Annotated in this window: 14 protein-coding genes, 1 tRNA gene and 2 rRNA genes; 12 read left to right on the top strand and 5 right to left on the bottom strand. The window is 46.4% G+C overall.

Annotated elements, in window-relative coordinates; all coding sequences use genetic code 11:
- Positions 1–2: 2 nt before the first annotated feature.
- The 11 genes from ACUALS_RS01875 (at position 3) to mgtE (ending at position 8178) form a co-directional block, all read left to right on the top strand.
- Positions 3–968, top strand: coding sequence for a KpsF/GutQ family sugar-phosphate isomerase (locus ACUALS_RS01875; RefSeq protein ID WP_334475579.1), 966 nt, complete (start codon positions 3–5; stop codon positions 966–968).
- The gene (kdsC, locus tag ACUALS_RS01870; RefSeq protein WP_454448739.1) at positions 968–1525 is read left to right on the top strand and encodes a 3-deoxy-manno-octulosonate-8-phosphatase KdsC; all 558 of its coding nucleotides are present in this window, start codon (positions 968–970) and stop codon (positions 1523–1525) included. The genes ACUALS_RS01875 and kdsC overlap by 1 nt, the downstream gene beginning before the upstream one ends.
- Positions 1522–2085, top strand: coding sequence for an LPS export ABC transporter periplasmic protein LptC (lptC, locus tag ACUALS_RS01865; RefSeq protein ID WP_454448738.1), 564 nt, complete (start codon positions 1522–1524; stop codon positions 2083–2085). The genes kdsC and lptC overlap by 4 nt, the downstream gene beginning before the upstream one ends.
- Positions 2066–2563 (top strand): lipopolysaccharide transport periplasmic protein LptA, encoded by a 498-nt coding sequence (gene lptA, locus ACUALS_RS01860; protein WP_038214373.1) that lies wholly within the window; start codon positions 2066–2068, stop codon positions 2561–2563. Before lptC ends, lptA begins: the two co-directional genes overlap by 20 nt.
- Before the next feature lie 2 nt (positions 2564–2565).
- The gene (gene lptB / locus ACUALS_RS01855; protein ID WP_005476256.1) at positions 2566–3291 is read left to right on the top strand and encodes an LPS export ABC transporter ATP-binding protein; all 726 of its coding nucleotides are present in this window, start codon (positions 2566–2568) and stop codon (positions 3289–3291) included.
- 51 nt (positions 3292–3342) lie between these two features.
- Complete coding sequence (locus ACUALS_RS01850) at positions 3343–4803, top strand: RNA polymerase factor sigma-54 (RefSeq protein WP_454448737.1); 1461 nt, start codon at positions 3343–3345, stop codon at positions 4801–4803.
- A 25-nt stretch (positions 4804–4828) separates the two neighbouring features.
- Positions 4829–5116: a ribosome hibernation promoting factor gene (gene hpf / locus ACUALS_RS01845; RefSeq protein ID WP_005476246.1), complete on the top strand. Its 288-nt coding sequence runs from the start codon at positions 4829–4831 to the stop codon at positions 5114–5116.
- A gap of 5 nt (positions 5117–5121) precedes the next feature.
- Positions 5122–5568 carry a PTS IIA-like nitrogen regulatory protein PtsN gene (gene ptsN / locus ACUALS_RS01840; protein WP_038137895.1) on the top strand — a complete coding sequence of 149 codons (447 nt, stop codon included), beginning with the start codon at positions 5122–5124 and terminating at the stop codon, positions 5566–5568.
- Entirely contained in the window at positions 5568–6431 is an 864-nt protein-coding gene (gene rapZ / locus ACUALS_RS01835) for an RNase adapter RapZ (RefSeq protein ID WP_005476229.1), read from the top strand. Before ptsN ends, rapZ begins: the two co-directional genes overlap by 1 nt.
- Positions 6432–6435: 4 nt before the next feature.
- Entirely contained in the window at positions 6436–6714 is a 279-nt protein-coding gene (locus tag ACUALS_RS01830) for an HPr family phosphocarrier protein (RefSeq protein ID WP_005476226.1), read from the top strand.
- A gap of 108 nt (positions 6715–6822) precedes the next feature.
- Positions 6823–8178 carry a magnesium transporter gene (gene mgtE / locus ACUALS_RS01825; protein ID WP_005476239.1) on the top strand — a complete coding sequence of 452 codons (1356 nt, stop codon included), beginning with the start codon at positions 6823–6825 and terminating at the stop codon, positions 8176–8178.
- Positions 8179–8258: 80 nt separating this feature from the next.
- On the opposite strand, the gene metH is transcribed toward mgtE, so the two are convergent.
- Entirely contained in the window at positions 8259–11939 is a 3681-nt protein-coding gene (metH, locus tag ACUALS_RS01820) for a methionine synthase (protein ID WP_454448736.1), read from the bottom strand.
- Between the two features lie 92 nt (positions 11940–12031).
- On the opposite strand from metH, the gene ACUALS_RS01815 reads away from it, so the two are divergent.
- A complete protein-coding gene (locus ACUALS_RS01815; protein ID WP_454448735.1) occupies positions 12032–13417 on the top strand; it encodes a cation:proton antiporter in 1386 nt (461 codons plus the stop codon).
- Positions 13418–13508: 91 nt separating this feature from the next.
- On the opposite strand, the gene ACUALS_RS01810 is transcribed toward ACUALS_RS01815, so the two are convergent.
- From ACUALS_RS01810 to ACUALS_RS01795, 4 genes are all read right to left on the bottom strand, one after another.
- Positions 13509–14354, bottom strand: coding sequence for an FIST signal transduction protein (locus ACUALS_RS01810; protein WP_454448734.1), 846 nt, complete (start codon positions 14352–14354; stop codon positions 13509–13511).
- A 299-nt stretch (positions 14355–14653) separates the two neighbouring features.
- Positions 14654–14730, bottom strand: a tRNA-Asp gene (locus ACUALS_RS01805).
- 75 nt (positions 14731–14805) lie between these two features.
- A 5S ribosomal RNA gene (rrf, locus tag ACUALS_RS01800) occupies positions 14806–14921 on the bottom strand.
- A 90-nt stretch (positions 14922–15011) separates the two neighbouring features.
- Positions 15012–17900: ribosomal RNA gene (locus tag ACUALS_RS01795) — 23S ribosomal RNA — on the bottom strand.
- Between the last annotated feature and the right edge of the window lie 87 nt (positions 17901–17987).

Raw genomic sequence — 17987 nt, 5'->3', positions numbered from 1 at the left:
CGATGTTTGATTACCGTTCTGCTGCTTTAGATGTATTAAAAACTGAGATAGAGGCCTTAGAGCAACTTGACCAATATTTCAACGATGAGTTTATCCAAGCGTGTGAACTGATTTTGTCCAACAAAGAGGGCAAAGTGGTCGTCATGGGGATGGGGAAATCTGGCCACGTTGGCAATAAGATCGCTGCTACCCTAGCAAGTACAGGGACGCCCTCTTTCTTTGTTCATCCTGGCGAAGCAGCCCATGGCGACCTAGGTATGATTAAGCCGGGTGACATCGTGTTGGCAATCTCAAACTCGGGGGAGTCATCAGAAATCTTGGGGTTATTCCCAGTCTTAAAAAGATTGAACATCAAAATCATCAGTATGACTGGCAAGCCACAATCAAATATGGCAAAGCTTTCGGATCTCCATCTTCAGATTACCGTTCCGAAAGAAGCCTGCCCAATTCAGCTCGCACCAACATCAAGCACAACAGCGACTATAGTGATGGGCGATGCACTTGCGATGGCACTGATGCAAGCGCGTGGTTTTACCGCAGAAGATTTTGCACTCTCCCACCCTGGTGGCGCGTTAGGTCGCAAGCTATTGTTGAAGCTCGCCGATATCATGCACTCAGGTGAGAACCTACCTCTAGTTAGGCCTACAGCTCTCGTAAGGGAAGCACTGCTTGAGATCAGCCAAAAAGGCTTAGGCATGACTGCGGTCGTCGATGACCACCAGCAATTGCTAGGTATCTTTACCGATGGCGACTTGCGCCGAATCTTAGACAAACGCGTTGACATTCATACTGCATCGATTGGCGATGTTATGACAGCAAATCCAACTGTCGCTTCTCCTAATATGTTGGCAGCAGAAGGGTTAAACTTAATGCAAGCAAAAAGCATCAATGGCCTGATTCTCTGCGACCAAGGCAAAGTCGTCGGCGCACTCAATATGCACGACATGTTAAAAGCAGGAGTGATGTAATGACACAATGGGTAGAAACTCTGTATCAACCTGTGGAACAAAACATTCTAACGATTGCCAAACAGATCAAACTGCTGATTTGTGATGTTGACGGTGTTTTCTCTGATGGCCTCATCTACATGGGTAACGACGGAGAAGAACTCAAGACCTTCCATACCCGCGATGGCTATGGGGTAAAATCGCTAATGAATGCAGGTATTGAGATTGCTATCATCACAGGGCGTCAGTCGCAAATTGTCGAGAACCGCATGAAAGCCCTTGGCGTTTCCCTGATCTATCAAGGTCAAGACGATAAAGTGCAAGCGTATCAAGATATTTGTGACAAGCTGAATATTTCTCCGGACCAAACCGGTTATATCGGCGATGATCTTATTGATTGGCCAGTAATGGAAAAGGTGGCGTTAAAAGTCTGCGTCGCAGATGGTCACCCATTACTTAGAAAACGAGCCAATTACGTCACGGCGATCAAAGGTGGGCACGGTGCCGTGCGCGAAGTGTGTGACCTGATTTTGCAAGCGCGTGACGAGTTGGATGTGCACAAAGGTTTAAGTATATGAGTCTATCTCGTATCAGCTACCTGATTCTTGGTTTTGCTCTCTGTTGGTCGGCCTATTACTACTTTGACCGACAAAGCCAACAAGCACCTCAAGTTAGTCCTGATTTAGAACAGCCAATGTTCAGTGGTCAGTCGTTAACCAATACGTCTTATACTGAAAGCGGCGTACGAAGCTACGTGATTACCTCACAAAGCTTGGATCATTACGCCAAAACTGGCGATACCGTTTTTGAGAAGCCTGTACTCAAGGTGTATAAAGAAGGTTTGTTCCAAGAGTGGGAAATCACCGCTCAGACAGGCGTTTTGAATAAAAAACATATTCTGACACTTTCGACCGATGTCGTTGTAAAAAACCTACTTCCTGAATCGGGATTCGATACACTGTCTACCAACAGTATGAACATCCAACTCGACAACAGAGATTTTTGGGCAGATGATCAAATCATCATCAATGGCCCTCAGTTTGAAACCGTAGGGCAAGCAATGAAAGGCAATTTTGCCGATCATGATGCAACCCTTTATAAGAGCGTACAAGGTAGATATGAAACTCTCACACCTTAGTCTTATTTCTTGCTTAGTCTTATCAGGCCCAGCAATGGCGCTGTCGACTGACCAACAGCAGCCGGTTTATATTGACTCAGACAGCCAGCAGCTAGACATGCAGAGCAACAAAGTCACCTTTCTCGGTGACGTAAAGCTCAAGCAAGGCAGCATTAACATCAACGCTGACAAGATCGTTGTTACCCGTAATCCAAACGATGGGTCGATTGAAAGTATTGATGGTTTTGGCAAACTCGCGACATTTTCGCAGCTTACTGACGACGGAAAAACCCTGTATGGTGAAGCCGAAGAGCTAGAGTACAGCTTAGCCAAAGATCAGTTAACCATGCGTAAAAAAGCCATGCTGTCTCAAGATGACAGTACCATTCGCGGTAATCAGATTCGCTACCATATTTCTTCACAGAAACTCATTGCGGATGGCCAGTCAAAAGGCGATCGCGTCTCCACTGTCCTACAACCTCAAGCAGTACAAGAATAGTTATGGCGTTACTCAAAGCAGAGCACTTAGCGAAAAGCTACAAGAACAGAAAGGTCGTCTCAGACGTTAGCTTGCAGGTCAAATCCGGGCAGATTGTCGGTTTACTTGGCCCAAATGGCGCGGGAAAAACCACTTCGTTTTACATGATTGTCGGCTTAGTTGCGCGTGATGAAGGTGCCATTTACATCGATGATCAAGATATCAGCGTTTTGCCTATGCATAGCCGTTCCCGTATGGGGATTGGCTACCTTCCGCAAGAAGCCTCTATATTCCGTAAGCTGTCAGTTCAAGACAACATCATGGCTGTTCTAGAGACCCGCAAAGAGCTTACTCGAGAAGAGCGCCAAGATAAATTGGAAGACCTACTAGAAGAATTCCACATCCAGCACATTCGTCAAAGTGCAGGTATGGCATTATCAGGGGGCGAACGTCGCCGAGTTGAAATTGCTCGAGCACTGGCCGCAAACCCAAAATTTATATTGCTTGATGAACCCTTTGCAGGCGTCGACCCGATTTCGGTTATCGATATCAAGAAGATCATTGAACATCTTCGCGATCGCGGACTCGGAGTGTTAATCACTGACCATAACGTTCGCGAGACGCTAGATGTTTGTGAAAAAGCTTACATCGTTAGCCAAGGACACTTAATTGCCGAAGGGTCACCGGATGAAGTTCTCAATAATGAACAAGTAAAACAAGTTTATCTCGGCGAACAATTCCGTCTATGATTAAAGTGAAGAACGGCAAGATTCTATAGCATTTAAGGCAAATAATACTGAATGAAACCCTCATTACAACTCAAGCTAGGACAGCAGTTAGCGATGACACCTCAGCTACAGCAAGCGATTCGTTTGTTGCAGTTGTCAACGCTAGACCTTCAACAAGAGATTCAAGAAGCGCTCGATTCCAATCCTCTTCTCGAAGTCGAGGAGTCAGGGGATGACGCTACAATTGCCGAGGATAAAGGCAGTAATGAGGACAAAGAACCCATCGTTGATGTCGCAGAACCAGACGTAAAAGACAGTTCAGAGCTCATCGAGAAATCGGAAATCAGCTCTGAACTTGAAATCGATACAACATGGGAAGATGTCTACAGCGCCAACACCGGAAGCACAGGCATCGCCTTAGATGATGACGCTCCCGTTTATCAAGGTGAGACAACAGAGTCGCTGCATGATTACTTAACTTGGCAGCTTGACCTAACTCCATTCAGTGATACGGACCGTACCATTGCCATGGCCATTATCGATGCTGTAGATGATTACGGTTATCTAACAGTCTCTAGCCAAGATATTCTCGAAAGCTTTGATAACGAAGAAATTGAAATTGAAGAAATCGAAGCCGTTCGTAAGCGCATTCAGCAGTTTGACCCATTAGGTGTCGCTTCACTAAACCTACAAGATTGCCTGCTACTTCAACTTGCCACTTTCCCAGAAGATACACCTTGGCTATCAGAAGCAAAGTTAGTCCTGACTAACCATATAGATCAACTTGGCAATCGTGACTACAAACTGATCATTAAGGAAACTAAGCTTAAAGAAGCAGAGCTCAGAGAAACCCTCAAGCTAATCCAACAATTGGACCCGAGACCAGGAAGTCGCATCACCACCGAACATGCAGAGTATGTTATTCCCGATGTCTCAGTCTTTAAAGATCACGGTAAATGGGTAGTCACAATTAATCCAGATTCGGTACCAAAACTGAAGGTAAATCAGCAATATGCAGCGCTAGGCAAAGGCAATAGTGCCGATAGCCAGTACATCCGCAGCAATTTGCAAGAGGCGAAATGGCTAATTAAGAGCCTAGAAAGCAGAAACGAGACGTTGCTCAAAGTTGCTAAGTGTATTGTTGAACATCAACGGGATTTCTTCGAGTATGGAGAAGAAGCCATGAAGCCAATGGTGCTCAATGATGTTGCACTTGATGTCGACATGCATGAGTCAACCATTTCACGGGTAACAACGCAGAAATTCATGCACACCCCGCGTGGTATTTTTGAATTGAAGTACTTTTTCTCCAGTCATGTTAGTACTGACAACGGCGGAGAATGTTCATCCACTGCAATTCGCGCTTTGATTAAAAAGCTGGTTGCTGCCGAAAACAGTGCCAAGCCACTGAGTGACAGCAAGATTGCAGCTCTACTCGCTGACCAAGGGATTCAGGTCGCTAGACGAACAATAGCGAAATATCGTGAATCACTCGGCATTGCCCCTTCAAGTCAGCGCAAACGCCTGCTTTAAGGCATTTAACCGAGAAGGAAAGTCTATGCAAATCAATATTAATGGCCACCACGTTGATCTAACAGATTCAATGCAAGACTATGTTAATGAAAAGTTTCAAAAGCTGGAGCGCTTTTTTGACCATATCAACAGCGTTCATGTTGTTTTAAAAGTTGAAAAAGTCCGTCAAATCGCAGAAGCTACCCTTCACGTAAATCAAGGTGAGATTCATGCCTCTTCAGATGATGAAAACATGTATGCCGCTATTGATTCCCTAGTCGACAAACTTGTTCGACAGCTAAACAAGCACAAAGAGAAGCTAAACGCTCACTAACCACCATGCAATTAAGCGAAATCCTTACACTGGACTGCACGAAAAGTGCAGTTCAGTGCACCAGTAAAAAACGAGCCCTAGAAATGATCAGTGAACTTGTCGCTGAAAAAACAGGCCAAAACTCCACCGAACTATTTGAATGCATGCTCAGCCGAGAGAAGATGGGCAGTACTGGCATTGGAAATGGAATAGCCATTCCCCATGCTCGTATGCAGTCGAGTGACAAAGCCGTGGCGGTATTAATTCAATGCGAATCTCCTGTTGAGTTCGACTCCATCGACAATCGACCTGTTGACCTACTTTTTGCTCTCCTCGTCCCAGACGCTCAATGTAAAGAGCATTTAAAAACCCTTTCTAGCATGGCCGAACGATTAAACGACAAACAGGTCCTCAAACAACTTCGCAAGGCTCAATCAGATCAAGAGCTTTACGACATTATGGTTAGCCAATAATGCGTCTGATTGTAGTAAGTGGTTACTCAGGCGCGGGTAAAAGCGTCGCGCTTCGTGTTCTAGAAGATCTTGGCTACTACTGTGTCGACAACTTACCCGTCGATATGTTGGATGCGTTTGTTCAATCGGTTCAATCAAGCAAACAAAATGTCGCGGTAAGCATTGATATCCGCAACCTACCTGCCGAACCAAATTTAGTTGAGGATGTTTTAACTCAGCTAAAACAAAGCTCTGATGTCAGTGTGTTGTTCCTAGATGCGAACAAAGAAACCTTGCTGAAACGCTACAGCGAAACACGTCGCATCCACCCTTTGACACTCAGCCTAGAAAACACATCACTCGAACAAGCGATTGAGAAAGAGCGCGCGATCCTCTCTCCGTTAAAAGAGCATGCTGATCTAGTGATCAACAGCAGTAATCAATCTCTGCATGAACTGAGTGAAACCGTTCGTATGCGTGTAGAGGGGCGAGAGCGTAAAGACCTCGTTATGGTCTTTCAATCATTCGGCTTCAAATACGGGCTACCCAATGATGCGGACTATGTGTTTGACGTTCGATTCTTGCCAAACCCACATTGGGAGCCAGACCTAAGACCATTGACGGGCTTAGATGCGCCAATCAAGTCATTTTTGGAAAGTCACTCTGATGTGATGGAGCTAAAACAACAGATTCAAAAGTTCATTGAACACTGGCTACCACTCCTCGAGAAAAATAACCGCAGCTACCTAACCGTAGCGATTGGCTGCACTGGCGGAAAACACCGCTCTGTATATTTAACCCAACAAATTGGCGAATACTTTGCTGAGATGGGCCACCAAGTGCAGATCCGTCATGCGTCGTTAGAGCAAAACCACAAGGAATAACATCATGCAGCAACAGAGTCGAACCGTTCTAATCCAAAACCGTTTAGGCCTTCACGCTCGTGCTGCTGTAAAGCTTGTTGAATTGGCTCAATCTTTTGACTCCGTGCTAACCATTCAAAACCATGAAGGGAAAGAAGCCACTGCAGATAGCGTGATGGGATTGCTACTACTTGAATCAGCTCAAGGCGAACATGTCACCATTAGCGCTGAAGGTGCAGACGCCCACCCAGCTCTTGAAGCCGTTTGCCAACTTATCGAAGCAAAGTTCGAAGAAGACGATTAATACCTCTTCATTGACAAATTTCCTCTCCTTCACATTAACTTATTAAATAGATTGTAAAATTAAGTTACTATTCACCGCATTGTAGATAAATAGAGTCAGGGGGAATCAATGGCAGAGCAAATTGAATTTGACCAAGCTCACCAAGCCCTCCAAGAAGTTACAGAAGCTCTAGAAAATGGCCGCTTTGTTCATGTTCGTCGTCAATTACAGGACATGGAACCTGAAGACATTGCCCATCTATTAGAGGCCTCTCCGCGTAAAAGCCGTGAAGTTCTTTGGCAACTTACCGATCCAGAAGATTATGGTGAAATCCTCGACGAGCTCAACGAGGATGTCAAAGATGACTTGGTGTCTAAGATGGCACCAGAAATGCTCGCGGAAGCAACGGAAGGGATGGAAACGGATGACGTAGCCTATGTACTGCGTAGCTTACCTGACGACGTTTCCAGAGAAGTCTTATCGCAAATGGATGCGGCAGAGCGTCTATTGGTCGAAACCGCCCTCTCCTATCCTGAAGATACCGCTGGTAGTTTGATGAATACCGACGTCATCACCATTCGTGGTGATGTCGATGTCGATGTTGTCCTGCGTTACCTACGTATGAAAGGCGAACTACCAGAAGCAACAGATGCTTTGTATGTCATTGACGAAGAGAGCCGACTGATTGGTGAGCTTCCGATTACCACGCTCATCACAACCCAGCCCGATGTAAAAATCAGTGATGTGATGGAAGACGCTGATGAAGCGATTGACGTCACCATGAGTGATTCTGATATCGCAAGTCTATTCGAGCGCCGTAACTGGGTTTCAGCACCTGTCATAGATGAAAACCAGCATCTAGTCGGTCGTATTACCATCGATGACGTAGTCGATGTCATTCGTGAAGATGCGGAACACTCAATGATGAGTATGGCGGGTATGGATGATGACGAAGATACTTTCGCACCAGTCGTAAAATCAGCACGGAAGCGAAGTATTTGGCTGGGCGCCAACGTACTCGCAGCCCTCGCTGCGGCGTCGGTCTCCAATATGTTTGAGGCAACCTTAGATCAAATGGCAGCTATCGCCGTTCTAATGACTATCGTTCCATCAATGGGAGGTGTTGCAGGAAACCAGACTGTCGCACTGGTCATCCGTGGTCTTGCTCTTGGGCATATCGGTGACTCAAACAAACGAGAACTGCTTATTAAAGAAGCTGCGATCGGCCTCCTTAACGGCATTATGTGGGCGCTGATTATTGGTGGTATCGTCGTTGCTTGGAAGGGTAACTGGATGTTGGGAGGTATTATCTCAGCCGCGATGTTAACCAATCTACTGGTCGCGGGCATTGCTGGGGTAACTATTCCGATTCTGTTGAAGAAGATGAATATCGACCCTGCCCTAGCAGGCGGTATGGCACTAACCACCGTCACCGATGTGATTGGTCTATCGGTTTTCTTAGGCCTCGCAACGATCCTAATTTAAGGGCGAAATAGCAGAAACGAAAAAGCGCAGTATCAATGATACTGCGCTTTTGTTTTTATCGACATCTAGCCAATAGATAGTTAGCTGTTAATGTTTGGTCCCAACCACTTCTCAGCTTCTAGCATATCCCAACCTTTGCGAGCTGCGTAGCTTTCCACTTGATCCTCTTGGATCTGAGCGATCGCAAAGTAACGAGAGTCAGGATGCGAGAAGTACCAACCCGAAACGGATGCACCTGGGTACATTGCATAGCTCGATGTCAGTGACATTCCAATGTTTTCTTCAACATTCATAAGCTCCCAAAGCGGTCCTTTCTCAGTATGCTCTGGACATGCTGGGTAGCCAGGAGCAGGACGAATACCTTGGTATTTCTCACGAATCAGGTCTTCATTCGACAGAGCTTCATCCGCAGCGTAACCCCAAATCTCTTTACGCACGCGCTCATGTAGATACTCAGCAAATGCTTCCGCCAGACGGTCCGCTACCGCTTGAATCATGATGGCATTGTAATCATCACCCTGTGCTTTGTATTCGTCGGCAAGTTCACGCTCACCGATACCACCAGTTACTGCAAAAGCACCAACCCAATCGCGCTTACCAGACTCTTTCGGGGCAACATAATCAGACAGACAGTAGTTGAAGCCTTTTGGTTTCTCCGTCTGCTGGCGCAAGTTATGCAGCACTTTCGCCACTTCTGTTCGAGATTCATCAGTGTAAACTTCAATATCATCACCCACGCTTGCAGCAGGGAACAGACCACACATACCTCGTGCTTTGAGTAAGCCTTCACGCTCAACACGATCTAATAGTTCGTTAGCATCTTTGTACAGGCGCTGCGCCTCTTCACCCACTTCTTCATGGTCAAAGATTGTTGGGTATTTACCGACTAATGACCAAGTTATAAAGAAAGGTGTCCAGTCGATGTACTTACGCAAAGTAGACACTTCAAAGTCATCAAAAATGTGGATGCCCGGCTTCGCAGGAGCAGGAGGCGTATACTTATCCCAATCAATCGCGACTTTGTTCGCTCTCGCTTCTTCTAAAGTAACAGGCTTGGTGCGCGGCTTCTTGCGGTTATGCTGATCACGTACGCGTTCATAGTCCACGTCCAGTTTCTCAACAAAGCCAGGACGAAGTTCGTCTGAAAGTAATGAAGTACATACACCAACCGCACGAGAAGCGTTATTGACGTAAACCACAGGATGTTTGTAGTTCTGCTCAATCTTGACCGCCGTATGCGCTTTGGATGTTGTTGCACCACCAATCAGAAGAGGGAGATCAAAATCAAGACGCTCCATTTCTTTGGCGACATGCACCATTTCATCAAGGGACGGAGTGATCAATCCAGAAAGACCAATGATGTCGACGTTTTCTTCTTTGGCTACCTTGAGGATCTTCTCACATGGCACCATTACGCCAAGATCGATGATCTCGTAGTTGTTACATTGCAGAACCACGCCAACAATGTTCTTACCGATATCGTGAACGTCACCTTTTACCGTAGCCAACAAAATCTTACCGTTGGAAGAGCCCACTTGCTTCTCTTTATTAATAAAGGGCTCTAAGTGTGCTACAGCTTGCTTCATAACACGCGCTGATTTCACTACCTGAGGAAGGAACATCTTACCTTCACCAAATAAGTCACCCACCACGTTCATGCCGTCCATCAATGGACCTTCGATTACTTCCAGTGGCTTAGAGGCATTAAGGCGAGCTTCTTCGGTATCTTCGACAATGAACTCCGTAATGCCTTTAACCAACGCATGTTCAAGACGCTTCTCTACCGTCCAAGTACGCCACTCTAATGCAGAAGCATCTTCTTCTTTGCCGACGCCTTTACCTGCGTATTCTGCCGCGATATCAAGTAGCCTCTCGGTCGAATCATCACGGCGGTTAAGAACCACGTCTTCTACCGCTTCACGCAGTTTGTCAGGAACGTTATCGTAGATCTCTAATTGACCCGCGTTCACGATGCCCATGTCCATACCATTTTTAAAGCAGTGGTATAGGAATACCGCGTGAATCGCTTCACGGACGTAGTTATTACCGCGGAATGAGAAGGAAACGTTAGACACACCACCAGAGATCATCGCGTGAGGCAAGTCGCGCTTAATGTCGGCAACCGCTTCGATGAAATCCACGGCATAGTTGTTGTGCTCTTCGATACCCGTCGCAACCGCAAAGATGTTCGGGTCAAAGATGATATCTTCTGGTGGGAAGCCGACTTCATCAACCAAAATACGATAAGCGTTAGTACAGATTTCTAACTTACGCTCACGTGTTTCTGCCTGACCAACTTCATCGAATGCCATTACGATCACAGCAGCACCATATCGACGAATCAGTTTTGCTTGCTCAACAAACTTCTCTTTACCTTCTTTCAAAGAGATGGAGTTCACGATGCCCTTGCCCTGAATACACTTCAGCCCCGCCTCGATGACCTCCCATTTAGAAGAGTCGACCATGATTGGCACTTTGGAGATCTCTGGCTCAGAGGCACATAGATTTAGAAAGCGCACCATACACGCTTCTGCATCCAACATGCCTTCATCCATGTTGATATCGATGATCTGAGCGCCGTTCTCAACTTGCTGGCGAGCAACTTCCAGCGCTTCATCGTAGAGCTCTTCTTTGATCAGACGTTTAAAGCGAGCAGAACCAGTAACGTTAGTGCGCTCACCCACGTTGATAAACAGCGTCTCTTTTTCAATCGTAAGAGGCTCAAGACCGGATAAACGACACGCAACCGTAAGCTCAGGCAAATCTCGAGGTTTCACGCCGTCAACGGCCATTGCCATATGGCGAATATGCTCTGGCGTGGTGCCACAACAACCACCAATTAGGTTGAGGAAACCGCTCTCCGCCCACTCTTTAACGTGTTCTGCCATATCTTCTGGCGAAAGGTCATACTCGCCAAAAGCGTTCGGTAGACCCGCATTTGGGTGAGTAGAAACAAAAGATTCCGAAATACGAGAAAGCTCTTCTACGTACGGGCGCAGTTCGTCAGGACCAAGCGCACAGTTCAAACCAAATGAAATAGGGTTAACATGACGAAGAGAGTTATAGAAGGCTTCCGTTGTTTGACCAGAAAGCGTACGTCCAGAAGCATCGGTAATGGTACCGGAGATCATCACTGGTAACTCAATACCTAATTCTTCGAAGACGCTATCAACCGCGAAGGCACAAGCTTTAGCATTAAGTGTATCGAAGATAGTCTCGATCAGAATAAGATCAGAGCCACCTTTGATCAGCGCTCGAGTTGATTCTGAATAAGCTTCAACAAGCTCATCGAAGCTGACATTACGATAGCCCGGATCGTTTACGTCAGGGGAGATAGAACAAGTACGGTTTGTTGGACCAAGCACACCCGCGACATAACGTGGGCGCTCTGGCGTTTTTGCCGTCCACTCATCAGCAGCTTCACGCGCAAGCTTTGCTGCGGCAAAGTTAATTTCCTCACTCAGGCTTTCCATCTCATAGTCAGCCATCGCAATCGTCGTCGCGTTAAAGGTGTTGGTTTCAAGAATATCAGCGCCTGCTTCTAAGTAAGCGCTGTGAATTTCCTTAATCAATTGAGGCTGAGTGAGCACCAACAAATCGTTGTTGCCTTTTAGATCACAATGCCAATCCGCAAAGCGCTCTCCTCGATAGTCTTGCTCTTCAAGTTTGTATCCCTGAATCATGGTGCCCATACCACCATCAATCAGCAAGATACGTTGCTTTAATTGAGCTTCAATCTGTTGTCTTACATTACTTCCCACAGTACAGCCTCATTCCTTTAATTATCTCTCCATCCTATCACACAAATTAAAGGAGTCTAGACGTCTAAAACAACTAAATTTATCACTCTTCCATGACAAAAAAGTGTTTGCTATTTAAGCATGCTAGGAACAAAATTCTTATTCACACTTTGTTACATGTAGAGAGTTTTATGTCGGTCTACTACACCCTATGTTTTCTATCCGCTGCTGCGATGATGATTGCTTTCATAAACAGCAAGATAGGAAAAATGCAAACGACAATCGCCATCACTGCTGGCTCAATGATTTTATCGTTACTCATCTTGGTCGCAGGTCAAAATGATTGGTTCCACTTAACAGAAATTGCTTCGAAGACAATGTCGAGCATTAACTTCGAAGATTTTTTGCTCAAAGGGATCTTAGGTTTCCTGTTGTTTGCTGGCGGACTAGGCATCAAACTGCCGAACTTGAAAGATCAAAAGTGGGAAATCACCGTACTTGCTTTAGGGGCAACCTTGTTCTCTACCTTCTTTATTGGTTTTGCGTTATATGGATTCTGCCAACTCATCGGGATCCAATTTAATTTGGTCTACTGCTTATTGTTCGGTGCATTGATTTCTCCAACAGACCCGATTGCAGTACTGGCCATCGTTAAAAAGCTCAATGCACCAAAACGAATTTCTACCCAAATCGAAGGAGAGTCGCTGTTTAATGATGGCTTTGGGTTAGTGATTTTTGTCACTCTATATACCATCGCTTTTGGAAGCGAAGCACCGACCGTTGGCAGTGTCAGCATGCTGTTTGTTCAAGAAGCCATTGGCGGCATCGCTTATGGCTTCGCCCTAGGTTTACTGTTTCACTACTTGATTAGCGCAACTGATGATCACTCAATGGAGCTCTTATTGACGATTGGTATTCCAACCGCTGGATACGCATTTGCTGAAGTGCTGCACGTCTCTGGTCCTTTAGCCATGGTCGTCTCGGGTATTATGATTGGCAACTGGACACGCTTTATTGGCTTTTCCAAAGAGAGTGAAGATCACCTCGATCATTTTTGGGAGCTAATTGATGAATTCCTCAACGGTGTACTTTTCTTGTTGATCGGCATGTCGATGCTGCTGTTTGAGTTCCACAAAGAAGACTGGATTTTGATGGCTTTCTCTGTGCCGCTCGTTCTCTCGGCGCGTTACATAAGCGTATTCTTGTCTTACATTGGCTTTAAGCGCTACCGTCAATATAACCCGTATTCTATAAACATCTTAACTTGGGGCGGCCTCAGAGGTGGTCTCGCACTTGCAATGGCACTATCGATTCCTTCTGGCATTTGGGTGATTCAAGATAAGCTTATTGATGTAAAAGAAATCATCTTGGTAATGACATATTCGGTTGTCGTATTCTCTATATTGATTCAAGGTTCAACCATTACTCCTATGATTGAAAAAGCGAAGCTCGCTCAGAAAGAGATAGACAAAGATTCTATTGAAGAGACACAAAAGTAGAGCACCGCGCAAGTTTGAATGACCAGAAGGCAGCCTATTAGCGCTGCCTTTTGTTTCAATTTGATCAATAAACACGTTGCCAAAAACCTTTCTAAAACACGACTTCCCTATGCCTGGGGCGACAGAAGATGTGGGGTATGACGGGCGGAGACAATTGAGCCATTACTGTCGTCCGTGGCCCATAAAGTCCTAACAAGTTTTGTGTCTTTCTCTGTTCTAATGGAAACCTTAATCCGCTAGATGGGAGCTCCTTAGTTAAGTCACCCAAATAGCTGTGATAAACCTCAAGTGCATTTTGATTATCCAGTTCAAAAAGAACATTCCCCTCCGAACGAGTAACCTTACGCTCCATCCCAAACGAGCACCACCCACCACGAGAACCATAGCTAATTTCTAGGTCATTCCCATATAAACCAATCGCAGCAACTAGCCCTGAGCCTCTGGTATTTTCTGTATAAACTTGAGTTTCTGCAAAATTTACACAATCTCCGGCTAAACCTCCGGTCACTTTTATATGGTCGGGTAATACACTTTTAAATCCATCTACAAGATATGTTCCATCGACCTGAAGGCCATCACTCAGAACAAATATGTGTCGTAAATCTTCAGACAACAAATCGCTAGCTAATGCACTTCCAAGTGCTTTACACGAACCCTGAAAATCAATTAAGTATCGAGCCGATTTTCTAATCGCGGTTTTCTCAAACTGAACAAAGGTAATGATTAGAGAATTATCCATAACGCCACCGTTACTTACCTCTCCAGACGTGGAGCAACCTATCATGTGTGATTGAGGAAAATGTTGTTTTAACAGTGTCGATACATGTTCATTAAGTAAGCCATAGATCATTAATAACGTATTGGGAGTATCGATGATCGAAACAGACGAGAGATCCAATGATTCTTGACCATTCCATACTAGTTGCTCTGTCTTCATACTGACCTCCAGTCTATAAACTAAAGTTAGCTCTTTTTACCTATCTTTCCACATAGAATTGTTGATAAGGGTGGGTCATTTAGAGCGCAAATGAAGCAGAGTAAAAACCACAAGCAAGATAAGTACAAAGGTTTTATTTGTGTCCAAAAACGACGAAAGCCCTGCTATTTCTAGCAGGGCTTCTAAAAGTGACTAAGGTTAAAAATTTCGGCCAACCCCTTTGAGGTATTTGATTCCCAAAAAAGGATATTTGTTACAGGCATTAAAAAACCCGACACTTTCGCATCGGGTTAAATAAGTGGCGGAGTGGACGGGACTCGAACCCGCGACCCCCGGCGTGACAGGCCGGTATTCTAACCAACTGAACTACCACTCCGCAGTGGCGTACTTGCTATCAAGCAAGTGTCCATCTTTTGTCTTCACTTTTTAAAAAAGTGAAAATAAATTGGAAGCCTGGCGATGTCCTACTCTCACATGGGGAAGCCCCACACTACCATCGGCGCTAATTCGTTTCACTTCTGAGTTCGGCATGGAATCAGGTGGGTCCAAATCGCTATGGTCGCCAAGCAAATTCTTTAATTCGGAAAGCTGTTTGTGCTCTCAAAACACAATCAAGTAATTCTTCTATTGAGTCCATCAAAACCCTTTGGGTGTTGTATGGTTAAGCCTCACGGGCAATTAGTACAGGTTAGCTCAATGCCTCACAGCACTTACACACCCTGCCTATCAACGTTCTAGTCTCGAACAACCCTTTAGGACCCTCAAGGGGTCAGGGAAGACTCATCTCAGGGCTCGCTTCCCGCTTAGATGCTTTCAGCGGTTATCGATTCCGAACTTAGCTACCGGGCAATGCGTCTGGCGACACAACCCGAACACCAGAGGTTCGTCCACTCCGGTCCTCTCGTACTAGGAGCAGCCCCCTTCAATCTTCCAACGCCCACGGCAGATAGGGACCGAACTGTCTCACGACGTTCTAAACCCAGCTCGCGTACCACTTTAAATGGCGAACAGCCATACCCTTGGGACCGACTTCAGCCCCAGGATGTGATGAGCCGACATCGAGGTGCCAAACACCGCCGTCGATATGAACTCTTGGGCGGTATCAGCCTGTTATCCCCGGAGTACCTTTTATCCGTTGAGCGATGGCCCTTCCATTCAGAACCACCGGATCACTATGACCTGCTTTCGCACCTGCTCGAATTGTCATTCTCGCAGTCAAGCGGGCTTATGCCATTGCACTAACCTCACGATGTCCAACCGTGATTAGCCCACCTTCGTGCTCCTCCGTTACTCTTTGGGAGGAGACCGCCCCAGTCAAACTACCCACCAGGCACTGTCCGCAACCCCGATAAGGGGTCAACGTTAGAACATCAACACTACAAGGGTGGTATTTCAAGGACGGCTCCACCGATACTGGCGTACCGGGTTCAAAGCCTCCCACCTATCCTACACATGTAGGGTCAATGTTCAGTGCCAAGCTGTAGTAAAGGTTCACGGGGTCTTTCCGTCTAGCCGCGGGTACACTGCATCTTCACAGCGATTTCAATTTCACTGAGTCTCGGGTGGAGACAGCGTGGCCATCATTACGCCATTCGTGCAGGTCGGAACTTACCCGACAAGGAATTTCGCTACCTTAGGACCGTTATAGTTACGGCCGCCGTTTACCGGGGCTTCGATCAAGAGCTTCGTGCAAGCACTAACCCCATCAATTAACCTTCCGGCACCGGGCAGGCGTCACACCGTATACGTCATCTTACGATTTTGCACAGTGCTGTGTTTTTAATAAACAGTTGCAGCCACCTGGTATCTGCGACTCTCAATAGCTCCATCCGCGAGGGACTTCACCGTCAAGAGCGTACCTTCTCCCGAAGTTACGGTACCATTTTGCCTAGTTCCTTCACCCGAGTTCTCTCAAGCGCCTTGGTATTCTCTACCCGACCACCTGTGTCGGTTTGGGGTACGATTCCTTACAATCTGAAGCTTAGAGGCTTTTCCTGGAAGCATGGCATCAATGACTTCACTACCGTAGTAGCTCGACGTCGTGTCTCAGCCTTAGAGAGAGCCGGATTTACCTAACTCTCAAGCCTACGCACTTGAACCTGGACAACCGTCGCCAGGCCCACCTAGCCTTCTCCGTCCCCCCATCGCAATTGTAAGAAGTACGGGAATATTAACCCGTTTCCCATCGACTACGCCTTTCGGCCTCGCCTTAGGGGTCGACTTACCCTGCCCCGATTAACGTTGGACAGGAACCCTTGGTCTTCCGGCGAGGAGGTTTTTCACCCCCTTTATCGTTACTCATGTCAGCATTCGCACTTCTGATACCTCCAGCATGCTTTACAACACACCTTCAACGGCTTACAGAACGCTCCCCTACCCAATGACTAAAAGTCATTGCCGCAGCTTCGGTTTATAGCTTAGCCCCGTTACATCTTCCGCGCAGGCCGACTCGACTAGTGAGCTATTACGCTTTCTTTAAATGATGGCTGCTTCTAAGCCAACATCCTAGCTGTCTAAGCCTTCCCACATCGTTTCCCACTTAGCTATAATTTGGGACCTTAGCTGGCGGTCTGGGTTGTTTCCCTCTCCACGACGGACGTTAGCACCCGCCGTGTGTCTCCCGGATAGTACTTACTGGTATTCGGAGTTTGCAAAGGGTTGGTAAGTCGGGATGACCCCCTAGCCTTAACAGTGCTCTACCCCCAGTAGTATTCGTCCGAGGCTCTACCTAAATAGATTTCGGGGAGAACCAGCTATCTCCAGGTTTGATTGGCCTTTCACCCCTAGCCACAAGTCATCCGCTAATTTTTCAACATTAGTCGGTTCGGTCCTCCAGTTGATGTTACTCAACCTTCAACCTGCCCATGGCTAGATCACCTGGTTTCGGGTCTATATCCAGCAACTCGACGCCCAGTTAAGACTCGGTTTCCCTACGGCTCCCCTAGATGGTTAACCTTGCTACTGAATATAAGTCGCTGACCCATTATACAAAAGGTACGCAGTCACACCACGAAGGTGCTCCTACTGCTTGTACGTACACGGTTTCAGGTTCTATTTCACTCCCCTCACAGGGGTTCTTTTCGCCTTTCCCTCACGGTACTGGTTCACTATCGGTCAGTCAGTAGTATTTAGCCTTGGAGGATGGTCCCCCCATATTCAGACAGGATATCACGTGTCCCGCCCTACTCGATTTCACTGAACACACATCGTCAACTACGGGACTATCACCCTGTATCGTCGGACTTTCCAGACCGTTCGTCTAACGCGTGTAAAGCTTAAGGGCTAGTCCAATTTCGCTCGCCGCTACTTTCGGAATCTCGGTTGATTTCTTTTCCTCGGGGTACTTAGATGTTTCAGTTCCCCCGGTTCGCCTCCTGCTGCTATGTATTCACAACAGGATACTTACTTATGTAAGTGGGTTTCCCCATTCGGAAATCCCAGACTCAAATGGTTTTTACTACCTAATCTGGGCTTATCGCAAGTTAATACGTCCTTCATCGCCTCTGACTGCCAAGGCATCCACCGTGTACGCTTAGTCACTTAACCATACAACCCCAAAGGGTCTTTGTTAGTAACCAAAGTTGTCTGCAATTTTTATACATGTGCAGACACGATTTTGCCGGACTCAAATTC

Source organism: Vibrio sp. NH-7 (assembly GCF_053643215.1).
Note: the sequence above shows the minus strand (reverse complement) of the source record. Positions and strands in the feature narration are given on the sequence as shown.

Bases quoted from the DNA above. Each gene is read 5' to 3' on its own strand.
- rapZ (WP_005476229.1), top strand. From the start codon at position 5,568: ATGCGTCTGATTGTAGTAAGTGGTTACTCAGGCGCGGGTAAAAGCGTC.
- ACUALS_RS01830 (WP_005476226.1), top strand. From the start codon at position 6,436: ATGCAGCAACAGAGTCGAACCGTTCTAATCCAAAACCGTTTAGGCCTT.
- ptsN (WP_038137895.1), top strand. From the start codon at position 5,122: ATGCAATTAAGCGAAATCCTTACACTGGACTGCACGAAAAGTGCAGTT.
- ACUALS_RS01850 (WP_454448737.1), top strand. From the start codon at position 3,343: ATGAAACCCTCATTACAACTCAAGCTAGGACAGCAGTTAGCGATGACA.
- lptC (WP_454448738.1), top strand. From the start codon at position 1,522: ATGAGTCTATCTCGTATCAGCTACCTGATTCTTGGTTTTGCTCTCTGT.
- mgtE (WP_005476239.1), top strand. From the start codon at position 6,823: ATGGCAGAGCAAATTGAATTTGACCAAGCTCACCAAGCCCTCCAAGAA.
- lptB (WP_005476256.1), top strand. From the start codon at position 2,566: ATGGCGTTACTCAAAGCAGAGCACTTAGCGAAAAGCTACAAGAACAGA.
- ACUALS_RS01810 (WP_454448734.1), bottom strand. From the start codon at position 14,354: ATGAAGACAGAGCAACTAGTATGGAATGGTCAAGAATCATTGGATCTC.
- hpf (WP_005476246.1), top strand. From the start codon at position 4,829: ATGCAAATCAATATTAATGGCCACCACGTTGATCTAACAGATTCAATG.
- ACUALS_RS01875 (WP_334475579.1), top strand. From the start codon at position 3: ATGTTTGATTACCGTTCTGCTGCTTTAGATGTATTAAAAACTGAGATA.
- ACUALS_RS01815 (WP_454448735.1), top strand. From the start codon at position 12,032: ATGACAAAAAAGTGTTTGCTATTTAAGCATGCTAGGAACAAAATTCTT.
- kdsC (WP_454448739.1), top strand. From the start codon at position 968: ATGACACAATGGGTAGAAACTCTGTATCAACCTGTGGAACAAAACATT.
- lptA (WP_038214373.1), top strand. From the start codon at position 2,066: ATGAAACTCTCACACCTTAGTCTTATTTCTTGCTTAGTCTTATCAGGC.